This window comes from Psychromonas ossibalaenae ATCC BAA-1528, assembly GCF_000381745.1.
Classification (GTDB): domain Bacteria; phylum Pseudomonadota; class Gammaproteobacteria; order Enterobacterales; family Psychromonadaceae; genus Psychromonas; species Psychromonas ossibalaenae.
Window position 1 is genome coordinate 32,538 of record NZ_KB906974.1, and the last position, 21,360, is coordinate 53,897.

Sequence of the window (21,360 nt, forward strand, 5' to 3'; positions counted from 1 at the left end):
TATATGACTGAAAATTTAAACAAAACGCTGGCACTGCAGTTAAAAAAAGCCCGTACAGGCAAGGGCTGGAGCCTTGATACAACCAGTAAATACTGCGCCGTTTCTAAGGCGATGCTCGGACAGATTGAGCGTGGCGAGTCCAGTCCGACAGTGGCAAGATTATGGAAAATAGCGACAGGATTTGAACTGCCTCTGTCGTATTTTTTTAGTTGTGATGAGCACAATGCTTTATCTGACAGAAGCCTGCGCACAGAAGCGGGGATAACTATTTCAACTTTATTTGTGTTTGATCCGGTTACTAAAATGGAAGTTTTTTCATTAACCTTAGCGCCGGGTCATGAACAGGTTTCAGCAGCACATAACAGCGGTGTTATCGAACACATACTGGTGACAGAAGGAGAAATGGAATATTTTCTGGATAATAAATGGCTGCCTTTGAACTCTGGAGAGGTAGTGAAGTTTAAGGCAGAACAGGTACACGGTTACCGAAATGTCAGCGCTCAGGCTACGGTATTTCAGAATATAATCTGTTATCCGTCAGGCAATGAAAGTTAACAGATTCCGGAGCAGCAGATGCTGTTTAAGTTACGTTGAATCCAAATTCAATGAGGTTTTGTTTTACTTCTTCAAACCCCTGAACTTGTCTGGCGATAAAGCCTTGTTTTTGTGCACCGGCAATATTACCTGGGTTATCATCAAGAAAAAGAATATTTTCAGGAGCAAGCTTTAATTCATTGGCGACATAGATAAATCCTTCGGGATCTGGTTTAGCAAAACCTATCAGGTGGGAAGCGAAACAGTGTTCAAAAAGCTCAGCCAGCTGCATCTCCTGCATTAATCGTGACCAGTGTAGACTGTTGGTATTGGAGTAAATAGCAATTTTAGTTTGTTTTTTGAGTTTTTCAATCAGGGGGAAAACGCCGGGAAATAATGGTCCAGGCCATTTTGTAAAGGTATCAACAAAGTTATCTACGCTGGTATCCAGGGAAAATTCTGCAATGCTAAATTCAGCAAATTCTAAAGCACTGGCTCTGCCGGTTTGAAAGTCTGTTACTACTTCGGAGTGGTCCCATTGGTGCAGGTTTGGCAGCCGGGCTGGATCTTTAAACCAGTTTGTTTCAAAGGGCAGACCGTTAAGTTGTACCAGTACACCGCCTAAGTCAAAAAGTACCAGTTGAATGTCGTGCTTGAGCATTTGTTATTACCTCTTTAAATTGATGATTATCCCTTTGTTTACAACTCCCTATAAATTTCTCTAAAATAGATTAAAACTTTAATTAGCTTTAAGCAAGGTTGTTATGCTGAGTTATGACTGCTGCTGTGCAGCGTCTAATTTTTGCTGCAGCAGCTCCATCAGCTGTGCATTTAATGAGGCTAATTCAATTTCTATTGATTTGCTTTTCTGAACTGACTGCTGGTCATCTTTTGATCTTAAGCTGGATAATTCTTGAATGAGTTCAGCGATTTTTTCCTGTAATGCCGCGATCATCTGATCCAGCTGCTCTGTCTCTGATTTCTCGGTTTTTTCTGTTTCTCCATTACCCGCTATTTTTCGTAATGCCTGTTGATTTTGCTCCTGCATATTTTTCTCTTTTGCTTGTTTAGAGATTTCCACCTGATCATTCTGCAAAGAGTCGTTTTGTGAAGCCGCTGCACTTACTTCTGCGGGGGCCGTATGAACCGAAACACTTTGAAGCTGACGATACTCTTGAAAAGAGGGGCTGATTGTAACGGTCATTTTTTCCATTAGCTGCACCATAATTAAATGTGTATAGACATTTTGTCGGCACCTGAACCGTAAACTTTAGCCTTTGCTATTCAGGTGCTTAGCACTCGCCCCTGCGTGTATAATCAGCAAAGTTGTTGACCACAAAATTAATAAAAGTCCGCAGTCTGGCGGGTTGAAATTTGTCCTGCTGATAAAGTAAAAAAAACGGGGTAGAAGGGATCTCCCAGTCTGTAAATACCGGAATTAATTGCTGCTTATCAATTTCGCTGGTGCAGTAAAGGCGAGGTAAACGAATGATGCCGCCGCCTGCTTTTGCACTGTTAAGCATGGCGCGTCCGCTTTTACAGCGGAACGCTCCTTTAATCGGAATTTCTACCTGCATCTGCGGATCGTTTTTATGAAAAAAATGCCAGTGATTAATGGATCCGGTAATGCACTGGTGATCAGGCAGAGCTTTCGGGTGTTCGGGATATCCGTGCTGCTGCAGATAAGCGGGACTGGCTAGTGTATCAATGGGAATATCCATTAACTTCCTGGCAATTAAGCCTGAATCCTGAAGCTCACCCATGCGGAATACCAGATCAAATTCATCTTCAATCAGATCGACTCTTTGACTGCTGAAATCTAAGTTAATTGTAATATCCGGGTACTGCTTAAGGAAATCATTAATCATAGAGCAGATTATCTCTTCGCCGATTATACCGCCGACACTGTTGATATTAATATTACCCTGCAGCTTTTGGGCATTATCAACAGCAGCTGCAACCGCCTGGTTAATGCCCTGCAGCGAGGTTAAACAAGAGTCAAAAAACTGTTTACCCAGGTCAGTTAAACGTTGTGAACGGGTAGTTCTGGCAATTAATTTCACACCTAACTGAGCTTCCAGCTGGTTTAGCTGTTTGGACAGGTGGGAACGGGAGCAGCCGAGAATTTCAGCAGCTTTAGTAAAACTGCCCTGCTGTGCAATCAGTACAAAGGTTTTAATATCAGCCAGATTTATCTCTTTTTCCATTAAAGCTTCTCTGTCGGTCAATAAGTCGGAATTAACTTCGTAGTGTAAATATTGCGAGGATTATATAGGTAAAATGCAGATGCGGCTCCGTTGTGAGCTTTATTTTCATTTTTATGCAGATAAAATAATTGGGTAAATTGGCGGGCTTACACCTGGATGCTGTTGATCAAGTGTTGCAGGTTACATGAATAGTGCCTCTGTAGGTTTGTCTCGGGTGAGGGCAGTGGACGCTGTGAGGCTTAATATAATTTTAAATGACCTTCAATCACTAGAAGGTCATTTTAAGCATAAACTGAGGTTTTAGCTTATTCCTTGACGATAGAGCCGTTAATAGTGGTTTGATCAACACCAATAATACGGTTTAATACACCGCTTACTGACGTTACATCATTAGGGGTAGTAGTGATGGTTTCAATTTTTGCGCCTTCAGGGGCAAGGGCTAATGCACGAGCCTGTGTATCTGACGGCGGGATTTGTAAAAATAAGATATTGAAGCTTTCTGCATGTGTTGTAAAAGTTTCTTCATTTGTACGGTGGCCGGAACATCCTGATAGTCCGATAACGCCGGCAGCACATACAGCAGTCAGTAAATATTTTTTCATTATTTCATCCTTAATAGTTTCTTTACAGGTAGTTGATGGAGAAATATTAACGGCTTTGATTATTTGAGTCTGTCCGGCTTTGTAATGCATTGTACGGGTTTGTATGGTTTTGCCGGATCCCGATAGATTAAACTGGTGAAATAATGTTAAATTTGTCTTCTAAAATGCTATATCTGCCTAGGAACATATGACCAATATAAAAGCTGTACTTGTAGAAGATGATCTGAAGATTTGTGAGCTTCTGAGCAGTTATCTGCAAAATAACCATTTTGATGTTACCTGTATTAATGACGGGGCAAATGCGGCTGCCGTTATTATCGCGCAGCAGCCGGATATTGTTATTCTGGATTTAATGCTGCCCAATGCCGATGGTTTTACTATTTACCGGCAGATAAAGTCTTTATACCATGGAAAAATTTTGTTTTTGACCGCCAGTGAAGACGACTTAGATCAGGTAATGGCGCTGGAGATGGGCGCAGATGATTTTGTTAATAAACCCGTGCAGCCAAGAGTGCTGCTGGCACGTCTAAGAATGCTGCTGCGCAGGGATAACGAGCAGAAAACAGCCGCACCGATCGGTAAAAGCATCCATTTTGGTGATCTTCATTTAGATAATCAGCGTAAACAGTGCTGCCTTGCGGATGCTGATATTAAACTGACCAGCAGTGAATTCGATCTGCTGTGGCTGCTGGCCAGCCATGCTGAAGAAGTCCTGTCGCGAGAGTATCTGGTTAAAACACTGCGCGGTATCGAATATGACGGTATTGACCGCACCATAGATAATAAAGTGGTCATACTGCGTAAAAAGCTGGGCGACAATCCGGCGTTACCGCGAAAAATTATTACCGTAAGAAGTAAAGGTTACCTGTTTGTACCTGAGCGCTGGTAATATTTAAGGATAACTTATGAAGAAGTTGTTTATTCTTACTTACCTTTTTATTGTAGTGACCTTTTTTGTTGCTGTTATTCTGATGGATCAGTCTGAGATTTTTTCTAGTGATCATTGGGAAGAGCAGAGTTTACAGCACGATATCAGCGCTGCGAGTTACCTGCTTAATGAGATCGCTTTAAGTCATGATCAGGAGTACGCAGAACAGGTTTTAGAAAAGTATCTGCGCGAGATGCATTTTAAACTGACCGTACTTAATGTAGTGGATCCTGAGTTTGATGCAGAATTAAAAGATAAAGTCTCTGCTGACAAGATCGTCGTTGAAGATTCGGATGATCTTCTTGCTTATTTTACTTTTGGTAATGAAAAGCATATATACAAAGTTGAATTAGATATGCAGTCCGAATTCTGGCAGGAGGAAAGTCGACTGGAGCTCCTGACGCTGCTGGAGATCTGTGCTGCATTAGCATTGATTACATTTATTGTACTGTTTATGCTGAGCCGGCGATTACGGCGTTTTGAAAAAGCCTGTATTGCTTTTGCTGACGGCGACCTTGATGTCAGAGCATCTACCAAAATGCTTCATAAAGTGGGGAATTTGAATACGACCTTTAATTTTATGGCGGAGCGTATTGGTCAGCTTATCCGCAGTAATCGTAATTTAACTAATGCGGTTGCCCACGAATTTAGAACACCGATTTTCCGTATCCAGTGTAATCTGGATATGCTCGATGATTCCAGCGTGCGTCCAGAGCAGATGGTCTATCTTGAAGGTATGCAGGGAGATCTTAACGAGTTGTGCAGTATGGTCGAAGAGCTGCTGCACTTTGCTAAGATGGAGCGCCTAGATATCCATTTAATTCTTGAAAAAACGGATATACACAGCCTGCTGGATGCGCAGCTGCGCCACCTGCAGTTTGAAACAGATAAAAAGCTTACTTTAGAAACCTCCGAGGTGTGTTATGCATCGATTGCAGTACGCCCGTTTCAGCGTGCGGTGAGCAATATTATCCGCAATGGTTATAAATATGCACAGTCAGAGGTCAGAATATCACTACATAAATCGGCTGCTGCGGTCCACATTTGTATTGAAAATGACGGCCCGGTCATTCCGCTTGAAGATCGTGAAGCCATATTTGAACCCTTCATTCGTCTTGAAAAGTCCAGAGACCGGCAAAGCGGCGGGCATGGATTAGGTCTCGCTATCGTCAAACAAATAATAAAGCAGCATAAGGGGCGTGTATATATTTCCGACGGCCAGAGCGGCCCCTGTTTTAATATTATATTACCCTTAACTCATTAGCTGTTTATCCGCTATACAAAAAATACCAGCTTCTGTTGTAAAGAACCTGTTATGTGGATTTCTGTACGATGTTTATTAAGTAATAAAGCTGTAATACAAAAATTTACACTTAACGTATTTTGTGGATAAAGCGGGGTGTTAACCGCTGCTGTTTCGTGAGATAGTCTGCCGGAATTTAATGATAAGGAATATTTATTATGGAAAATACATTTCCAATACTGTCAACGGCTATTCTGATCTTTTTTATCCTGGATCCTTTCGGAAATGTGCCTCTGCTGCTGAGTATTTTAAAAAATGTAGATAAAAAAAAGCACTCTAAAATTATTATTAGAGAGATGCTTATCGGCTTATTTATCTTAGTGACTTTTCAGTTTTTTGGCGAAAAGTTTTTAAGTATATTTCATCTGGAAACCCAGGCGATTACCATTGCAGGGGGCATTATCTTTTTTGTCATTGCATTGAAAATGATCTTCCCTGATCCGGGCGGTGAAGATATATTTGCCGCTAAAAAAGGGGATGAGCCGCTGGTTGTGCCGATTGCCGTGCCGATGATTGCCGGCCCCGCCGCCTTAGCAACACTGCTGGTCTTAGCAAAAACGAATGCGGAGCATGCAGGCGGGCTTTTTATCTCTCTTTTTCTCGCCTGGCTTTTAGCTTCACTGGTACTGCTTTTCTCTCCGCTTTTATATAAACTTCTTAAAGTAAAAGGCCTGGCTGCTTTAGAGCGGCTGATGGGCATGCTGCTTCTGATTATGTCGGTACAAATGTTTATTGACGGGATTAGGGCACTGCTGCCGACTTTTTCATAATACTGTCAGGTCCTCAGTGCAGCAGTACAAGCTGAAATTAATCTCTCACAATTTACGCGGTAGATATTGTTAATGTCCGAAAATCAATTATCCGAGCTGCAGGGCTTAATTCTATCCAGACAGCAGCGTGAAACAGTACAAGGTGTAGACCTGATTCTGTGGCTCGCCACCGAGCGAGGGCCTTGTCAGATAATGATACCCGGTCAGCGATATGTGTTTATTGTGTGTCAGCAGGATATTACGCAGGCAGTTGATTTATGGTCTGAAAAAGGCCTGCTGGCGCAGGAGATCCGACGCTTAACCTTAAAGTCATTTAATCAGCAGTCTGTTGCAGCTGTTTACAGCCTGACTCAAAAACAATTCCGAGCGATGCAGGATGTGTTAACCGCTGCGTCAATTGCATTTTTTGAAGCTGATATTAAATTAACAGATCGTTATTTGATGGAGCGGTTTATTTACGGTTCAGTAAAAGTGACTGCTGATATTCAGTGGAACGGCCGTTACTGGTTTTGCCGCACAGGTAAAATATCGCCGGGAAATGCAGTACCTAAACTTAAAATGGTTTCGCTGGATGTGGAATGCAGCCCTCGCGGTGAGTTATATTCGGTTGGTCTAAGCTGTGGTAATTTCCCATTAGATGAAGAGGGCGGGCAGTATGCTGCGGTCTTAATGATTGGTACAGCACAGCCCGCAGAGGATATTAATATTCACTGGGTAAAAGATGAACGTAGTCTGCTGCTTGCTTTACAGGAATGGTTCAAACAATATGATCCCGATGCCGTTATCGGCTGGGCGGTGGGCAGTTTTGATATGCGTCTGCTTGCTGAACGGGCTGCAGTGCATAATATACAGCTCAAAATTGGGCGAGACGGCTCTCCGTTACGCTGGCTGACACATCGCAGTGATCCGCAGCAGGGAGCGGTGATTTTAAACGGTAGGGTGATCCTGGATGGTATCGATCAGCTGAAAAATGCCAGCTGGCAGTTTGAAAGTTTTAGTCTTGAATTTGTCAGCCAGGCCATGTTTGCTGAAGGAAAACTGATCACGGATGTGCAAGATAAAGGTTTAGAAATTAAACGCCAGTTTGAACAGGAGCCGGTTTCACTTGCTCGATATAATCTCCAGGACTGCCTGCTGGTGGAACGTATTTTTGATAAAGCCCAGTTAGCAGAATACTGCATACAGCGTGCGCGTTTAACCGGTTTAGCGCTGGACCGGCGCGGTGCCTCCGTCGCGGCTTTTACTAACCTTTATCTGCCGCTGCTGCACCGCAGTGGTTATATTGCGCCGAATATTGGTGATATCGAAGCGCAGCATTCACCGGGTGGTTTTGTTATGGACTCCACACCGGGGCTTTATTCCTGGGTGCTGGTGCTTGATTTTAAATCCCTGTATCCGTCGATTATCCGTACTTTTAAAATTGATCCTATGGGTCTGATTGAAGGACTGCTAGAGCCGCAGTTAGACTCTCTTCCTGGATTTAGAGGGGCGAGATTCAGCCGTATTAAACATCACCTTCCTGGAATTATTGATAAATTAACCGCCGCTAGAGAGCTGGCTAAAAAGGAAAATAACCAGCCGTTTCAACATGCAATTAAGATCATTATGAACAGCATGTACGGGGTACTGGGCTCTGCAGGCTGCCGCTTTCATGATACCCGTCTGGCCAGTTCGATTACCCTGCGTGGTCATGAGATAATGTGTGAAACGCGTGATTTTATCGAGTCTTTCAATGAACAGGTGATTTATGGTGATACTGACTCGACCTTTGTGTGGCTGCAGGGCTGTGATAATGCACAGCAGGCGCAGGCTCGCGGTCAGATGCTGGCAAAACAGATTAATGAATACTGGACGAAGAAACTTAAAACAGAGCTGAATCTCGATTGTTATCTGGAGATAGAGTTTGAAACCTGTTTTAGTAAATTCTTTATGCCGACTCTACGGGGGTCAGAAACCGGTTCGAAAAAGCGCTACGTTGGACTGAAGCAGACAGATGCCGGTGAAAGCCTGCTGTTTAAGGGGCTGGAAACAGTACGTTCAGACTGGACCGAGCTGGCACAGGAGTTCCAGAAAAGCCTTTATACAAAAGTGTTTGCCGAACAGCCGGTTGAGCAGCTGGTTATTAATACGGTTAATGAATTAAAATCTGGAAATTTTGACCACAAACTTGTTTACCACAAACGTCTGCGCCGTCCGTTAGATGCTTATCTAAAAAATGTACCGCCGCAGGTCAGGGCCGCCCGCCTGGCTGATCACAATAATGCACAGCTTGGCCGGCCTTTGCGTTATCAGCGCCGCGGACGGATTGCCTACCTTATTACTCTTAACGGGCCGGAGCCGCAGGAATATCTCAGTTCAGCTATTGATTACCAGCACTATATTGATAAACAGCTTAAACCGATTGCAGAAGCCATTCTGCCGTTGCTCGGTAAAGATTTCGATCAGCTCATTTCTGATCAGATGTCCCTGTTCTAAAGAAACTTCATTGATTAAGCGTAACAATGCAGCTGAAACAGTTTTCATGTTCAATCTGGACACAGTTCAAATATAAACTGCTCCTGGACGCCGCCTGTTTGACATGATTTTTTAAATGGCCTATACCTCAATAAGATACTTGCTAAAGCATTTTATCCGTTACGTTCATTAATGACAGCAGCTTGGGAATTTAATGTATCAAGATGAAGGAATTACTGAATATTTAATAATTAGAGGGAGTTATCATGTTACTTATTCATAATTGTAAGAAGATCTTAACGGTTCTGGCCTTAATATTGTTTGGCGGTGGTGCAAATGCTCAGGGCTTAAATGAGATTGAAGTGTTGACGGAAGCATATCCTCCCTACAACTTTCGAGACGGAGGAATACTTAAGGGAATTGCCGTAGATCTGCTGGTGGCGGCAACCCATAAGGTGCAGAGCCCTATTAAACGTGAACAGATAAAATTACAGCCTTGGGCTCGTGCATATCGTAGAGCGCTGGACGGCCCTAATGTTGCGCTTTTTTCAACAACCCGCAGTGAAGAGCGTGAAAGTAAATTTAAATGGGTGGGGCCTATCACAAAAACACGCATTGTGATTCTGGCTAAAAGAAGCAGCAACATAAAAATTTCGTCGGTAGAGGATCTTAATAAGTATAATATCGGGGTTATCCGGGATGATATTGGTGAACAGCTGATTATAGAAGCCGGAGTGCCGGAAAGTAAAATACAGCGGGCAACCAAAGCCGATTCACTGGCAAAAAAACTCAATGCCGGGCGTGTACAGCTCTGGGCCTACGAAGAAAATGTGGCTCGCTGGTTTATTAAAACCAATAATCTTGAGAATGATGATTTTGTGGTTGTGCATACCTTAAAAGAAGGTGAGCTGTATTATGCATTTAGTAAAGATGTGGATGATGCGCTGACTGATAGCCTGCAGAAGGGCTTAGATCAGGTGAAATCAGCGCCGGGTAAAATCGGTAAAACCCTGTATGATGATATTTTGAGTAACTACTTGTAATAGAAACAGCCGCTTTATCTTTAAAAAAGCGCGTTATACATATAATGCCTGTCGTTCTGCTTCAGGCATTTTTTTGGATTATTGCGAGATCTTTTCAGTTAATAACTTTCACATTATTTATCCCCTAAAGTTTTAAAATATGGCTGTTAAATCAACTATATTCAGTTTGACATGGTTTTTAATCGTAACCTACACTTAATAATATTGTTGTGCAGCATCCTGGACACTAAAGAGTGAGATATTTCTGATTATTTTTTAACAATAGGAAGGACTGTCGTGTTAATTATTCGTACTTGTAGAAAAATATTGACTGCTTGCCTGTTAACCATAAGCTGCACTGTTTCTAATGCGCAGGATTTACAGGACGTTCAATTACTGACTGAAGCGTACCCTCCCTACAATTACAGCAGCGGGGGAATACTTAAGGGAATTTCAGTCGATCTGCTGATAGCCGCCTCTCATAAAATGGAGACGCCTGTCAGGCGGGATACAATAAAGCTGCAGCCCTGGGCTAGGGGCTATCGTAAAGCGGTTGAGGGGCCTAATATTGGTCTTTTTTCAATGACTCGTACTGAAGCCCGTGAAAACAAATTCAAGTGGGTTGGACCAATTGCCAAAACACGCATTGTGATTATCGCTAAAAAAAGCAGCGCGATAAAAATATCATCGCCGGATAATATTAAGAACTTTGAGATCGGCGTGATTAGAGATGATATTGGTGATCAGATGATTACTGCTTTAGGCGTACCGGAAGATAGAATCCAAAGGGGCGCGAGTGCTAATTCTCTGGCAAAAAAACTCAATGCCGATCGTATACAGCTTTGGGCATATGAAGAAAATGTGGCACGACTGTTTATAAAAACTAACGATCTGGATAATGATGATTTTGTTGTTGTGCATGTATTAAAAGAAGGCGAGTTGTATTATGCATTTAGTAAAGATATCAGTGATCAGCTGATTGAAAAACTGCAGAAGGGCTTAGATCAGGTGAAAATGTCACCGGGTAAAATAGGCAAAACACTTTATGATGATATTTTGAGTAATTACTTGTAAGTAAGATCAATCGCTGAATTTAGAACAAAGCTTATTGAAGGTTTAATGCCTGCAGTTGTACTGCAGGCATTTTTTATTTATTACGGACAGTTTCAAGTTTGTTTTAACATGCACAAGTGCAAGGATTAATATCCGTTTTACATGATTTTTAATCGTAAACTACACTTAAAATTAGTGTAAAAACATCCTAGACGCCAGAGAGTAATATATTTGTGAGTCTTTTTAATATTAGGAAGGACTATCGTGTTAATCATTCGTATTTATAGAAAAATATTGACTGCTTGTCTGTTAACCATACTCTGCGCTGCGTCTAATGCGCAGGATTTGCGGGATGTTCAATTTCTTACCGAAGCGTACCCTCCTTATAATTATAGTTCCGGCGGAAGACTTAAGGGTATAGCTGTAGATCTGCTGATAGCTGCTTCGCATAAAATGGAGGCGCCTATTCGCTGGGACAATATAAAGCTTCAGCCCTGGGCTCGGGCTTATCGCAAGACGCTGCTGGGGCCTAATATTGCTCTTTTTGCAATGACCCGCACTGAAGCCCGCGAAAACAAATTCAAGTGGGCCGGGCCTATTATCAAAACACGCATTGTTATTCTGGCTAAAAAGAGCAGCGCTATATCAATATCATCACCGGCTAATATTAAGAACTATGATATCGGCGTAATTAGAGATGGTATTGGTGATCAAATAGTTACGGCATTAGCTGTACCTGAAGATAAAATACAAAGGGGTGCGAGTGCCAATTCTCTGGCAAAAAAACTCAATGCTGACCGTATACAGCTTTGGGCATATGAAGAAAATGTAGCGCGTTTATTTATCAAAAACAATGGTCTTGATAATGATGACTTTGTTGTTGTGTATGTATTAAAAGAAGGCGAGTTGTATTATGCATTCAGTAAAGATATCAGTGATGAAGTGATTGAAAAACTGCAGAAGGGCTTAGATCAGGTAAAAGTATCGCCGGGCAAAATAGGCAAAACGCTCTATGATGATATTTTGAGTAATTACCTGTAATCAGTTGGTTTATCATTTAATAAAAGGGATGCCTGATACTTAGCAGTTTCAGGCATTTTTTTATTATCGTTTTAGCAGACTAATTGTATTCAGCATCCGTCATAAAAACGGTTTATTTTTAAGTCACCAAATACAATCGGTTCACCTGAAACTTGAGTTGAGGATCTGGTTAATTGAATAAAGCACTGCTTTTGGCGTAACTCTTCCATGGTTAATTCGTTTTCACCAGGGTAAATATAAGTCGTCGGCAGAAAGCTTGTTTTATAGTCAGTTGCCGTAAAACCATCAAAAAACATGGCATTTTTTAGATGTTCTGGTGTGATGCTCATATGATCATTAAGCACATACAGATCCGTTCCTGGAATATTGGTAATAATGTTGGAGTTTTTAATGTTGGCAATTTTAGCTTTGCCCATCACCATACTGTTGGTTGATCTGACCGCGCCGGTAAAACTGTTCAGGGAAGCTTTTTGGGCATCTGCAGACAGATCTATAAATTTGGGGATAGCCACTGCTGAAAGAATACCTAGAATCACAATGACGATGACTAACTCGATTAAGGTAAAACCTTTATTATTATTGAACTTCACTATAACTACCATTTTCAAAATTGGATTAACGATTGAGATATCATCTCAATCTGCATAAGCTGTCAGAAACAGGTCTGACAATCTGCTTTGTCACTGCGCAAGGCTCTGAAACTTGCTGACAAAACAGCCTAGCTGTTGTTCAATCCGTGAAACCAGAAATCATGAAGAAATTCCGATACTAAAAAGAGGGGGCTGTTCTTATTAAAAGTAATTACAGCATCTCTTTAATGCATCAGTCATTCTAATATTTCTTATTCTTAACTGTTTGATTTGTTATGAAAATGTAGAGGTTGTTCATAAAAAAACAATCACTGTCTAACATTTGCACACATAAATTTAACACCTGAAATATGGTCGTCATTGTGCCAGTAAAAGGCGCATGAGCAACTCATATTTTTAATGTATTTATGTGAAGTAATTAGCCCTATATGGCTGCTTTTTTTGCGGTGTGGATTAACTTTGCTTAAACGCAGCAAACTGCGCTTAATAGCATTTATATACCCATGATACTTCAAGATGCAAAGTCAGCAAGGCAAATTATGCCGAGATGTTAGGCATAAAATTGAAGTATAGTTATTCTACATAGAGATTTTATAACAACGCAGATTGGTGTAAGTTGCCTTGCCCTACGGGGCGTTAGCTCGAAAACCAGCCCTGCGTTGCAATAATCGAAAAGTGAATAACAATTACCTCATATTGCGCCTTGCTCTGGTATCCGAGCTAACGCCTGACAAAGCATCTTGAGGTAACATGGGTATACAACAGCGATGCAGCCTGTCTTTATTACGCTGCTGTTAACCATAGTGCGACCCCCATCATCAGAGTGCCGGCAACTCTATTCATGGTCGTAACGCTGCCGCGCTTTTGTAATATTGTGCGTAGTGTACGTCCGCCGGCAGCATAAAGAAGCAGACAGATTAGCTCAAAACATAAAATAATACCTATCAGCAGCACTGCCTGCTGGGGAAGGGGGTGGTCAGGATTAATAAACGGCGGCAGCAGAGATATCATAAATGCCCAGGCTTTCGGGTTAGCTATAGCAGTGATAAAGCCCTGGCTGACCAGGGCTGGCGGTGTGACTTTATTCTGTATTTTAAAATCAGTGCTGATGGCCATTTTCCCTCGTGAACGCCACATCTCTACACCCAGATAAAACAGATAAGCACCGCCTAAATATTTCAGGGTAAGAAACATATTCGGTCGAGCCAATAAGACAGTGGCTACGCCGATCAATGCTGCACTACATACCAGAGCCACACCAGCCAGTTCACCTGCAATCATCCATAAACAGCGGCGTACACCAATGGTCATTCCCAGTGTCATCGCCAGAGTCATACAAAGCCCCGGGGTAGCGGATACGGCAAAGAAGGTCGGTATAAAAAGCAGCAGGGCAGAGTTATCCATCTAGGTTCCATAATAAACAGCTGAAAAAGGAAGCACAGTGTAGTTAATGATTTGGTGTAGTCAACCTGTACCATTATTGCCTGCCTTTTATAAACACTAAACAACCTTGACAGGAGATTGAACCGCCATTGTTTATTACACTTTACTGCTGCCGGTATTATCAGAAAAATTATTGGTGGGAGCAAATAAAGCGATTTATTTAGTGTATCCTTCGTACCCTTAATAAAAGTGACTGATTCTTTCGATTTGAGGAACTCTGTTTTTATGCTGACAATTTTTTATTCCACTATGCCTATTCTTGTTGCCCTTATCCTAGGTTATGCCGTCGGTAAAAGCAGACCGCAAAGTTTCCCGGTTATTGCCGGAAAGCTGATAGGTCCGCTGGTATGGCTGCTGCTGCTGTCAATCGGCGTTGAATTTGCGGAAGTTTTTAAAGATCCGGCAACGGCGGGCAGGAGTATATATTTAGCGGCTGTATTTTCACTGCTGACTACTTTCGGCTCCTGCTTACTTATTTATATTTTTTTCTACAAATCAAACGGGCAGTCACAGAGCATCTCTTCTACTCAAGGTAAAAGCAATTTTATTGAACCGGTGAAAGAGTGTCTTATCGCCTTTTCCATGGTTTTTATCGGTGTCTTACTTTCTTCTCTGCCGTTTTCAACGGGAGATGTTTTGGCACACCTGCCGATTACCGATTCGCTTCTGTACACCTTAGTTTTCTTTGTAGGTATTGATATTGTAAATGTACAACTGACTACAGTATGGCGTTCTGCAAAGGTTATCATTATCCCGGTTTTAGTTATTATCGGCTCTCTGATCGGCGGCGCGGCAGCTTCGTATATTTCTCAGGAAAACCTCAATACATCTCTGGCATTATCCAGTGGCTTCGGCTGGTTTTCACTCTCTGGTGTGCTGGTTTCTAGTAAGTTGGGAGCTGTTTATGGCACGGTCGCACTGCTGACCGATCTGTTTCGCGAACTTCTCGCTATTCTTCTTTTATATCTGTTCGGGCACAAATATGCCCGCGAATGTATTGGCGCGGGAGGGGCTACCTCATTGGATACGACACTGCCGATAATTAAACAGAGATGTGAGTCTGATCTTATCCCTATTGCGCTGGTCAGCGGCTTTATTCTGACTTTAATCGCGCCGGTTTTAATGACCTTTTTATTATCTGCTGCTTAGTTAACTGCGCATCTTTTTATTAAGTTTGTTTTACATATAGATACAGCTTAAGGTTTAAATGAAAGAGTGATACCTTTGATTATCATAAATAAAGTCGGCGGCAGTTTTTTATGAGCCACAATAAAGCAGGCAATATACAAGAGCAGATTCGTTCTTTCACCTCGATTGAACAGGCTTTAAATTTTTTCGAAATTAGTTTTGATCAAACCTTTGTAGACTCATATCGGCTGGAATTGTTAAAACGTTTTCTCGGTAATCTGCTGCTTAGTAAAGCTGCAGACTGGTTTGACGGACGACGCGCTTTGAAAAATGCCTATTGTAAAATTCAACGCGGCAGATTAGATAAAAAAAGCCGCTCAGCTTGTAGAGGTTGTACCTCCTGTGAGCGGCGTTAACTGCTATAATAAGTGACAGCCGGGGCTGTTATCATTTTAAGCCTCACAGCCAGTTAATTTAGTCAATAATCAGATAGTTATTCTGACTGCTGGTGCTACCACATTTCCCATTCAACCGCTTCGATGCTGTTTTCTGTATTGTCAGGTAGTTCGCTGAAGAAATCCAGGTTAGTCAGTCTTTCTACTTCATCAACCGTAGTAATAAAGTCGGCTAATTCTGAAGAAGATATTTTTCTGTGCGGTACGATAAAAGCAATGGCATCATTGTAATAAGGGTCAAGAATTACCTTGTAGAAAGAATTTGGAATATAGATACCGTTGCCGATATATGTTTCATTACCGTCCCAGATTGGACCCGTTACTACATATAATTCATCATAGGCATTAGCCCATGTACGCACTTTTTCTTCCAGGCCTTTCCAGCCGCCGCGGTTAAAACCAGGAAGCTGTGGTGACATATTTGACATCAGGAAGCTTTCTTTCATCGCGTCTTCAGTGAAATCCATCGTGCCGGATGGTGCAAGGTGACCGCGATCATAACCTGTCTTAGTGTAATCACCGCTGGTAGCGCGATGAGCTGCCGGTAATTCATAATCTGTTTTAAAGTTGTTTGAACGCTCAAAGAATGCATTTACGCTGTCACGGGTAACGTGGTACGCAACCCAGTCGGCGACTTTATACTGATAGTTATAACCGACGGCATATCCAGTTCGGCATAACTGCTGATCACTGGCACTTGGTGCGCCTTGTTCCAGATGCTTGAAACAGGCTGCATTTGCTCCTAGGGATAAACAAAGTCCGAACAAGGTAATTAGTATTTTCTTCATTTTAAAACTCCATTGTGTTTACTTAACTAACTGCGACGGATAAGGGATGTTTCTGCTTTGTCAGCACAGCGGACATTGATAAATGTTTCTGTGTTAACTCCATGCCGAAGAGGTTTCCTTATCCATTTGGCGTAAATAAACCGGCTGCCGGCAAACGTTTTATATTTATCTATCACGATTGCCGGCTGCTCAATTTATGGCCGGGGAGTTTATTTTTTAAGCAACAGCAAAAGTGTGAGTTAAAGCAATAGAACAATAATTTTTACAAATATATTTTTTGCGATTACAAAATCTGTTGTTGATATATAGGCCATCTAATTGTTTTTGTGATGATGGGCATGTTTTTGTTTTTTATTACTATTTTCTCTTTTGTGTTATCTGTCACGGCTTGTGTGTTTTAGGTAATTGTTATCTTTTGTTTGTCCGTTATGGAATCTAAAGGGCAGGGTAAGAGTCTTTTTTGCCATTATTTATTCAATATTAAGTGTTTCTTAAGTATTCAATCTTAAAGTTACTTTAGACAGTTACTTGGGAGGAATAATGTGAAACGTGAATCGCGCATAAAGTTAAAGGTGATTAACGCCGAACACTCTTTGAGGGCGGAAGTTGTGCTTTATGATGAACAACACCAACTGCTTTCAGTTTGCGGTTATCGGGCTGCTGGTGATGAGCCGTTATTTCTTGAACAGTATTTAGACTGCCGCGTCGAAGAGATATTAACCGCTCAGTTTAATACGCCTGTGTATCGTTTCAATTGAATTCGGTCAACTGGCATCCTTTTATAAAGGTATGTCGCCCGTACATTAATTGAAATTTTTGCAATGCCGCCCGTTCATCTTTGTTGTTTCATATGTCGAATTTATTTACAAAATGTAATAGTTAATGTCATTTTTTAAAAATAATTTCTTATAAAACAAAGAGATTTCCTGTTGGTATTATAATTGCAGTACTTGCAGGTAGTCGTATATACAGGCTGATATTCCATGGGATTCAATGGATTGATAATTTATGGAGAATAAAATGAAAAAAATAATGTTCGCTATCATATTGATGTTGAGTAACATTCAAGCTTACGCTGGCCCCATTCTTAGTTCTTTTACTTCACCAGCCGTTTTTTTTAGTCAGAGCCATACTCTTGGTTATGCTTTTTCCTCTGATAGTAATGCATCAGTGTCTGCACTGGGCTTTTGGGATTCATCTTTAGATGGATTCGCATCTAGTCATCGTGTTGGGCTTTGGAATGGTGTAGGAGCCTTGTTAGGGCAAGTCAGTTTGTCAGCAGGTACCGGAAATACACTTATTAATGATTTTCGTTATGCAAGTCTAAATGCTGCGGTTAATCTGAATGCGGGCGAAACTTATTATTTAGCCGGCACCACGGCAAATGATGCCTGGGTATATCAGGCAAGCAATATTGTAATGGATACCGGTATTAATTACCTCGGCTCATATTTTGTGAGCAATACATTTGATTTCCCTGCTAATTTTGCTTCTGACCGTCAATACATGACAGTCAATGCGATTATCTCTGATGTACCAGAGCCAAGTGCTCTGCTTCTGCTTACTTTTGCGCTGGCAGGAGTTGTTTTTTCGAGAAAAAGAAAACTGATTCGTCGAAATTAGATTTACCTTAAAATGATTAGAAGGCATTATTAAAACACCGAATGTGTGCACATTCGGTGTTTTTTGTGGCTGTAGTGAGGTAATACCAAATCCATTAATTATCTATTCATTTACGCCTAAATAGATCATCTAATTAGTGGAATTGGTATAATCAGGCTGCTCTAATCATTAATGACTTGAATACTGTCTAAAATTAAAGCTGTATTGTCATATTATTTTATTTTGTCCGACGATAAACCTCCACTGTTCGCCCATGTGATTTCTCATTTGAAAACAGAATAACTATTCCTCCTTCCATTAGATATAAGTCGTTACAGGATAAAAAGTGGTCATAAATAGGTTATTTTTGAATTCCTGTTATATTTGCCTGTATTTTAAAATTCATTAAAACTAAACTTCAATATTCTTTTTAGGATAGACAGGTGATGCTGCAAATAAAAGTGGAGTTATTGTGCGCATGTAGACCTGTATCATTTCCACGGCTGTTTTATTTACTATGCAAAATGCAGCTAAACCGGCATTTAATATAGCGAGACAGCCCACAGCTAACACTTGTTTTATTGAGTTATGAATTAGTTTGATATATCAACCGCATACGTACAGCAGATTGGCTTCTATAATATAAAAGCAGGTTATATTCCAGTTTGAATCTGCCGGGCACGAAATTACGAGCACCTTAAGGAAGGAGTTGCACGAAATATGGGGAAAAGCACCGTAAAATGGCTCTTACTCTTACTAATGATAACCCTGTTACCAGTATTTTCAGCTAGTGGAAAAACATTGAAATTTGCAGTTGTTGCAAAATTTCAGGGGGTGTTTTTCGACCAAAGTGGAGATGGCTGTAGAGAAGCAGCAGCAGCGCTTCCGGAAGTAGAATGCATATACCTGGCACCGAAAAAAGGAGATGTACGCATACAGGATAAAATGATTGAACAGCTGATCAATGACGGTATCGATGGTATCGCTGTCGCCGTGACAGAATCAGGTTTTCTGGCTAGAAACAGTATGCAGAAAGCTATTCAATCGGGAACTCCTGTTGTTACCTATGACTCAGATTTTGATGCCCCTACTCGGGATAAATATAAAAACTTGCGCCGGGCTTATATAGGCACAAATAATTTTGAGCTTGGCAGAGCGTTTGGCGAACAGTTAAAAAAATTACGACCAAACGGCGGTAAACTTATTATTCAGACTGGACGGCCGGATTCTCCAAATTTGAATTTAAGGGTTATGGGGATACGCTCTGCTTTATCCGGAAAAACATATCTGACTCCTCCTGGAGAAATACTCAAAAACGACAATGGCTGGTCTGAGGTACGTCTGCCTATCCCGAATTATGACAAGATAAAACGGGCTGTTAAACAGATGGAGTCTATTCTTAAGGCCCATCCTAACCAAGCTGACTCCTTTATCGCTGTCGGCGGCTGGGCACAAAATGATGAATATCAATACCGCAGAATGATTGATCCGTTTAAACAGAAGCTTGCAGAAAAGGAGATGGTGGTTATTATTTCTGACGCGTCAGAAGGGCAGCTAGCTATGCTTCGGGACCATCTTGCACATGGGAATGTAGGGCAGAAGCCTTATGAAATGGGCAGACTGGCGATTTCCACCCTGCTTAAAATTGTTAGAAAACAACCTTATGAAAAAATGATCTACACGCCTTTGTCATACTGTACCCCTGATAATTACGCTGTTTGTACTCATTAAAAGAGGTTCGCTTCAATTACTTTCAGCACCCGTACTTATAGAAACTCGGGTGCTGAATAGGATAATTACAGCTGGATAACTAACAAGTCGGTTACTGTAGTGTTCAGCAGCTTGCGCACGGATGAGAGCAGGCGGCTCCAGAAATCATGATGGTGGCCGCACACCAGTAAATCTGCATTTAAGTTTTTGAGCGTTTCGTTAAGCTTTTTATTTAAATCACCGGTTACACATAAGCAGTTTGCAATTGGGTATTCAGTTTTATCGGCTAACATCTGCAGTTCTTTATGCACAGAATCACTTGTCGGACCGCACGTTTCCAATTTATTAAATTCTGCATAAGTTAATCCTGTGTAATGTGCCGCATAATCTATGTCGACATAGATTAGTGACAGTGTCGCATTGAAATTTTTCGCTAATGAAACGGCTTTAGCAATAACAGCTTCACTAGTTTCTGATAAGTCGACAGCGACCAGTATGTGTTTATAACTCATAGTGTTTCTCCTGATTAACAGACTCTGTTACAAGCCTAGCACTATCACGGCAGCTTTCATGTAAGTCTGATGAATTACCAGTTTTAAAGTCGTAAATAAGAAGTATGCAGTGTAATTGTGCACGCAGACAGTGTGCTACTGAATCCCAGGTACTTGTCTTTAACAGCGTAAATAAGTGTCGAATTAATATACTAGTTGGTTCGAATCGTTCATAACAATATTGTGACCCGTATAGTTGTTTGCCGTTAATGGTATTTTCTTGAGTAATCCCTTTGTCTGTAGGGCTGGTAAATCTGCGAACTGAGACTTAATCAATACGTTTTGTACTGTTTTTATTATTATTGCACGTCAGTATTTCGTTAAAATAATTTGTACTTCCACTGCTGCTGGTTGTTAATAACCAAGTTAAAACCTGTCGGTTTATTTTACAGTCTTACACTACTCATTTAAATGTGCCATTAAAATTCAATTGGTTACAATTTGGTATTATATATGCTCACATCTTTATCGGGAGAAAGGTTTTAGCTTTTTTAACATTTACTAAGATAGGGAGATTAATATGAAAATTGTAAAACTGGCTTTGCTGCTTACTTCATTTTTTGTAGGCTCTGCTAATGCCACCCTTATTACCAGCAGCGTAGGCGCTTTTGACGGTTTCGATTACACAGGGGCTGATTATACCTACGATTTAGCAGATTTTGTTTATGCACTAGACGGACCAATTCTATCTGCATCACTGTCAGGTGTATGGGGAGAAACTGATACTTACAGCGGTTCAACAGCACACGCTGAATTATATGTTGATGGTATGTTAGTAGCAGATACGCATGATCCTGCTTTAATATGTGACCCATACTCTTGTGTTACACCCTGGTCATACACTTTTGCTGATTTTAGTTCATTACTTGACGGCACATTAGACTTTAAAGCAGTACAAACATCGTATACATATTTACGCCTTGGTGCGACAGAGCTTTCTATTGAAACAGGGCGCCCGGTTCCAGCTCCAGCAGGTATTGCATTGTTAGCACTTGCTGTATTCGGATTCGGTGCAGCAAGAAAAAGAACTAACTGATATACATTAATGATGTCTTGATAAAACCCCGTTAAGTTTCGGGGTTTTTGCGTTAAAGCACAGTTAAAATATTACTGTTTTAACTACATATTTTCTTCTCTGATGCACCGCGCCATACGCGGTATTTTTGATATGAGTGAATT

Annotated in this window: 22 protein-coding genes; 14 read left to right on the plus strand and 8 right to left on the minus strand. The window is 41.2% G+C overall.

Annotated features, from left to right (window positions below):
• Positions 1-3: 3 nt before the first annotated feature.
• On the plus strand, positions 4-555 hold the full coding sequence (locus tag G327_RS0105725; protein ID WP_019613802.1) for a helix-turn-helix domain-containing protein: 552 nt from the start codon (positions 4-6) through the stop codon (positions 553-555).
• A gap of 25 nt (positions 556-580) precedes the next feature.
• On the opposite strand, the gene G327_RS0105730 is transcribed toward G327_RS0105725, so the two are convergent.
• The 4 genes from G327_RS0105730 to G327_RS0105745 form a co-directional block, all read right to left on the minus strand.
• A complete protein-coding gene (locus tag G327_RS0105730) occupies positions 581-1,195 on the minus strand; it encodes an HAD family hydrolase (protein ID WP_019613803.1) in 615 nt (204 codons plus the stop codon).
• A gap of 111 nt (positions 1,196-1,306) precedes the next feature.
• A complete protein-coding gene (locus G327_RS0105735; protein WP_019613804.1) occupies positions 1,307-1,747 on the minus strand; it encodes a hypothetical protein in 441 nt (146 codons plus the stop codon).
• A 79-nt stretch (positions 1,748-1,826) separates the two neighbouring features.
• Complete coding sequence (locus tag G327_RS0105740; protein ID WP_019613805.1) at positions 1,827-2,741, minus strand: LysR family transcriptional regulator; 915 nt, start codon at positions 2,739-2,741, stop codon at positions 1,827-1,829.
• A 305-nt stretch (positions 2,742-3,046) separates the two neighbouring features.
• Complete coding sequence (locus G327_RS0105745) at positions 3,047-3,343, minus strand: hypothetical protein (protein WP_026339204.1); 297 nt, start codon at positions 3,341-3,343, stop codon at positions 3,047-3,049.
• Positions 3,344-3,530: 187 nt separating this feature from the next.
• Between G327_RS0105745 and G327_RS0105750 the strand changes: the two genes are divergently transcribed.
• The 7 genes from G327_RS0105750 (at position 3,531) to G327_RS0105780 (ending at position 11,914) form a co-directional block, all read left to right on the plus strand.
• Positions 3,531-4,232, plus strand: coding sequence for a response regulator (locus G327_RS0105750; protein ID WP_019613807.1), 702 nt, complete (start codon positions 3,531-3,533; stop codon positions 4,230-4,232).
• Between the two features lie 16 nt (positions 4,233-4,248).
• The gene (locus tag G327_RS0105755; protein ID WP_019613808.1) at positions 4,249-5,535 is read left to right on the plus strand and encodes an ATP-binding protein; all 1,287 of its coding nucleotides are present in this window, start codon (positions 4,249-4,251) and stop codon (positions 5,533-5,535) included.
• Between the two features lie 197 nt (positions 5,536-5,732).
• A complete protein-coding gene (locus G327_RS0105760) occupies positions 5,733-6,344 on the plus strand; it encodes a MarC family protein (protein ID WP_019613809.1) in 612 nt (203 codons plus the stop codon).
• A 72-nt stretch (positions 6,345-6,416) separates the two neighbouring features.
• Complete coding sequence (locus G327_RS0105765) at positions 6,417-8,819, plus strand: DNA polymerase II (protein ID WP_019613810.1); 2,403 nt, start codon at positions 6,417-6,419, stop codon at positions 8,817-8,819.
• Between the two features lie 245 nt (positions 8,820-9,064).
• A complete protein-coding gene (locus tag G327_RS0105770; RefSeq protein ID WP_019613811.1) occupies positions 9,065-9,841 on the plus strand; it encodes a substrate-binding periplasmic protein in 777 nt (258 codons plus the stop codon).
• Between the two features lie 276 nt (positions 9,842-10,117).
• Positions 10,118-10,894: a substrate-binding periplasmic protein gene (locus tag G327_RS0105775; RefSeq protein WP_026339205.1), complete on the plus strand. Its 777-nt coding sequence runs from the start codon at positions 10,118-10,120 to the stop codon at positions 10,892-10,894.
• A gap of 243 nt (positions 10,895-11,137) precedes the next feature.
• Positions 11,138-11,914, plus strand: a complete 777-nt coding sequence (locus G327_RS0105780) for a substrate-binding periplasmic protein (protein ID WP_019613813.1) — start codon at positions 11,138-11,140, stop codon at positions 11,912-11,914.
• Positions 11,915-12,003: 89 nt separating this feature from the next.
• Here G327_RS0105780 and G327_RS27510 read toward each other — a convergent pair whose 3' ends face one another.
• Together G327_RS27510 and G327_RS0105790 are read right to left on the minus strand one after the other, a co-directional pair.
• Positions 12,004-12,504, minus strand: a complete 501-nt coding sequence (locus tag G327_RS27510; protein WP_019613814.1) for a pilin — start codon at positions 12,502-12,504, stop codon at positions 12,004-12,006.
• A gap of 783 nt (positions 12,505-13,287) precedes the next feature.
• Positions 13,288-13,908 (minus strand): LysE family translocator, encoded by a 621-nt coding sequence (locus G327_RS0105790; RefSeq protein ID WP_019613815.1) that lies wholly within the window; start codon positions 13,906-13,908, stop codon positions 13,288-13,290.
• A 264-nt stretch (positions 13,909-14,172) separates the two neighbouring features.
• On the opposite strand from G327_RS0105790, the gene G327_RS0105795 reads away from it, so the two are divergent.
• Together G327_RS0105795 and G327_RS0105800 are read left to right on the plus strand one after the other, a co-directional pair.
• Positions 14,173-15,096, plus strand: a complete 924-nt coding sequence (locus G327_RS0105795; RefSeq protein ID WP_019613816.1) for a LysO family transporter — start codon at positions 14,173-14,175, stop codon at positions 15,094-15,096.
• Between the two features lie 110 nt (positions 15,097-15,206).
• A complete protein-coding gene (locus G327_RS0105800) occupies positions 15,207-15,491 on the plus strand; it encodes a nitrogenase-stabilizing/protective protein NifW (protein WP_019613817.1) in 285 nt (94 codons plus the stop codon).
• A gap of 95 nt (positions 15,492-15,586) precedes the next feature.
• Here G327_RS0105800 and G327_RS0105805 read toward each other — a convergent pair whose 3' ends face one another.
• Complete coding sequence (locus G327_RS0105805) at positions 15,587-16,318, minus strand: DNA/RNA non-specific endonuclease (protein ID WP_019613818.1); 732 nt, start codon at positions 16,316-16,318, stop codon at positions 15,587-15,589.
• 542 nt (positions 16,319-16,860) lie between these two features.
• Between G327_RS0105805 and G327_RS0105810 the strand changes: the two genes are divergently transcribed.
• The 3 genes from G327_RS0105810 to G327_RS0105825 all read left to right on the plus strand — a co-directional run bounded on the left by G327_RS0105810 (position 16,861) and on the right by G327_RS0105825 (position 19,651).
• Positions 16,861-17,076, plus strand: a complete 216-nt coding sequence (locus G327_RS0105810; protein ID WP_019613819.1) for a thermostable hemolysin — start codon at positions 16,861-16,863, stop codon at positions 17,074-17,076.
• 262 nt (positions 17,077-17,338) lie between these two features.
• The gene (locus tag G327_RS0105815) at positions 17,339-17,941 is read left to right on the plus strand and encodes a DUF4082 domain-containing protein (RefSeq protein ID WP_019613820.1); all 603 of its coding nucleotides are present in this window, start codon (positions 17,339-17,341) and stop codon (positions 17,939-17,941) included.
• 699 nt (positions 17,942-18,640) lie between these two features.
• A complete protein-coding gene (locus G327_RS0105825; protein ID WP_019613822.1) occupies positions 18,641-19,651 on the plus strand; it encodes a substrate-binding domain-containing protein in 1,011 nt (336 codons plus the stop codon).
• Between the two features lie 65 nt (positions 19,652-19,716).
• Here G327_RS0105825 and G327_RS0105830 read toward each other — a convergent pair whose 3' ends face one another.
• Positions 19,717-20,142 (minus strand): universal stress protein, encoded by a 426-nt coding sequence (locus G327_RS0105830; protein WP_019613823.1) that lies wholly within the window; start codon positions 20,140-20,142, stop codon positions 19,717-19,719.
• A gap of 559 nt (positions 20,143-20,701) precedes the next feature.
• Between G327_RS0105830 and G327_RS0105835 the strand changes: the two genes are divergently transcribed.
• A complete protein-coding gene (locus G327_RS0105835; protein WP_019613824.1) occupies positions 20,702-21,217 on the plus strand; it encodes a PEP-CTERM sorting domain-containing protein in 516 nt (171 codons plus the stop codon).
• Positions 21,218-21,360: the final 143 nt, after the last annotated feature.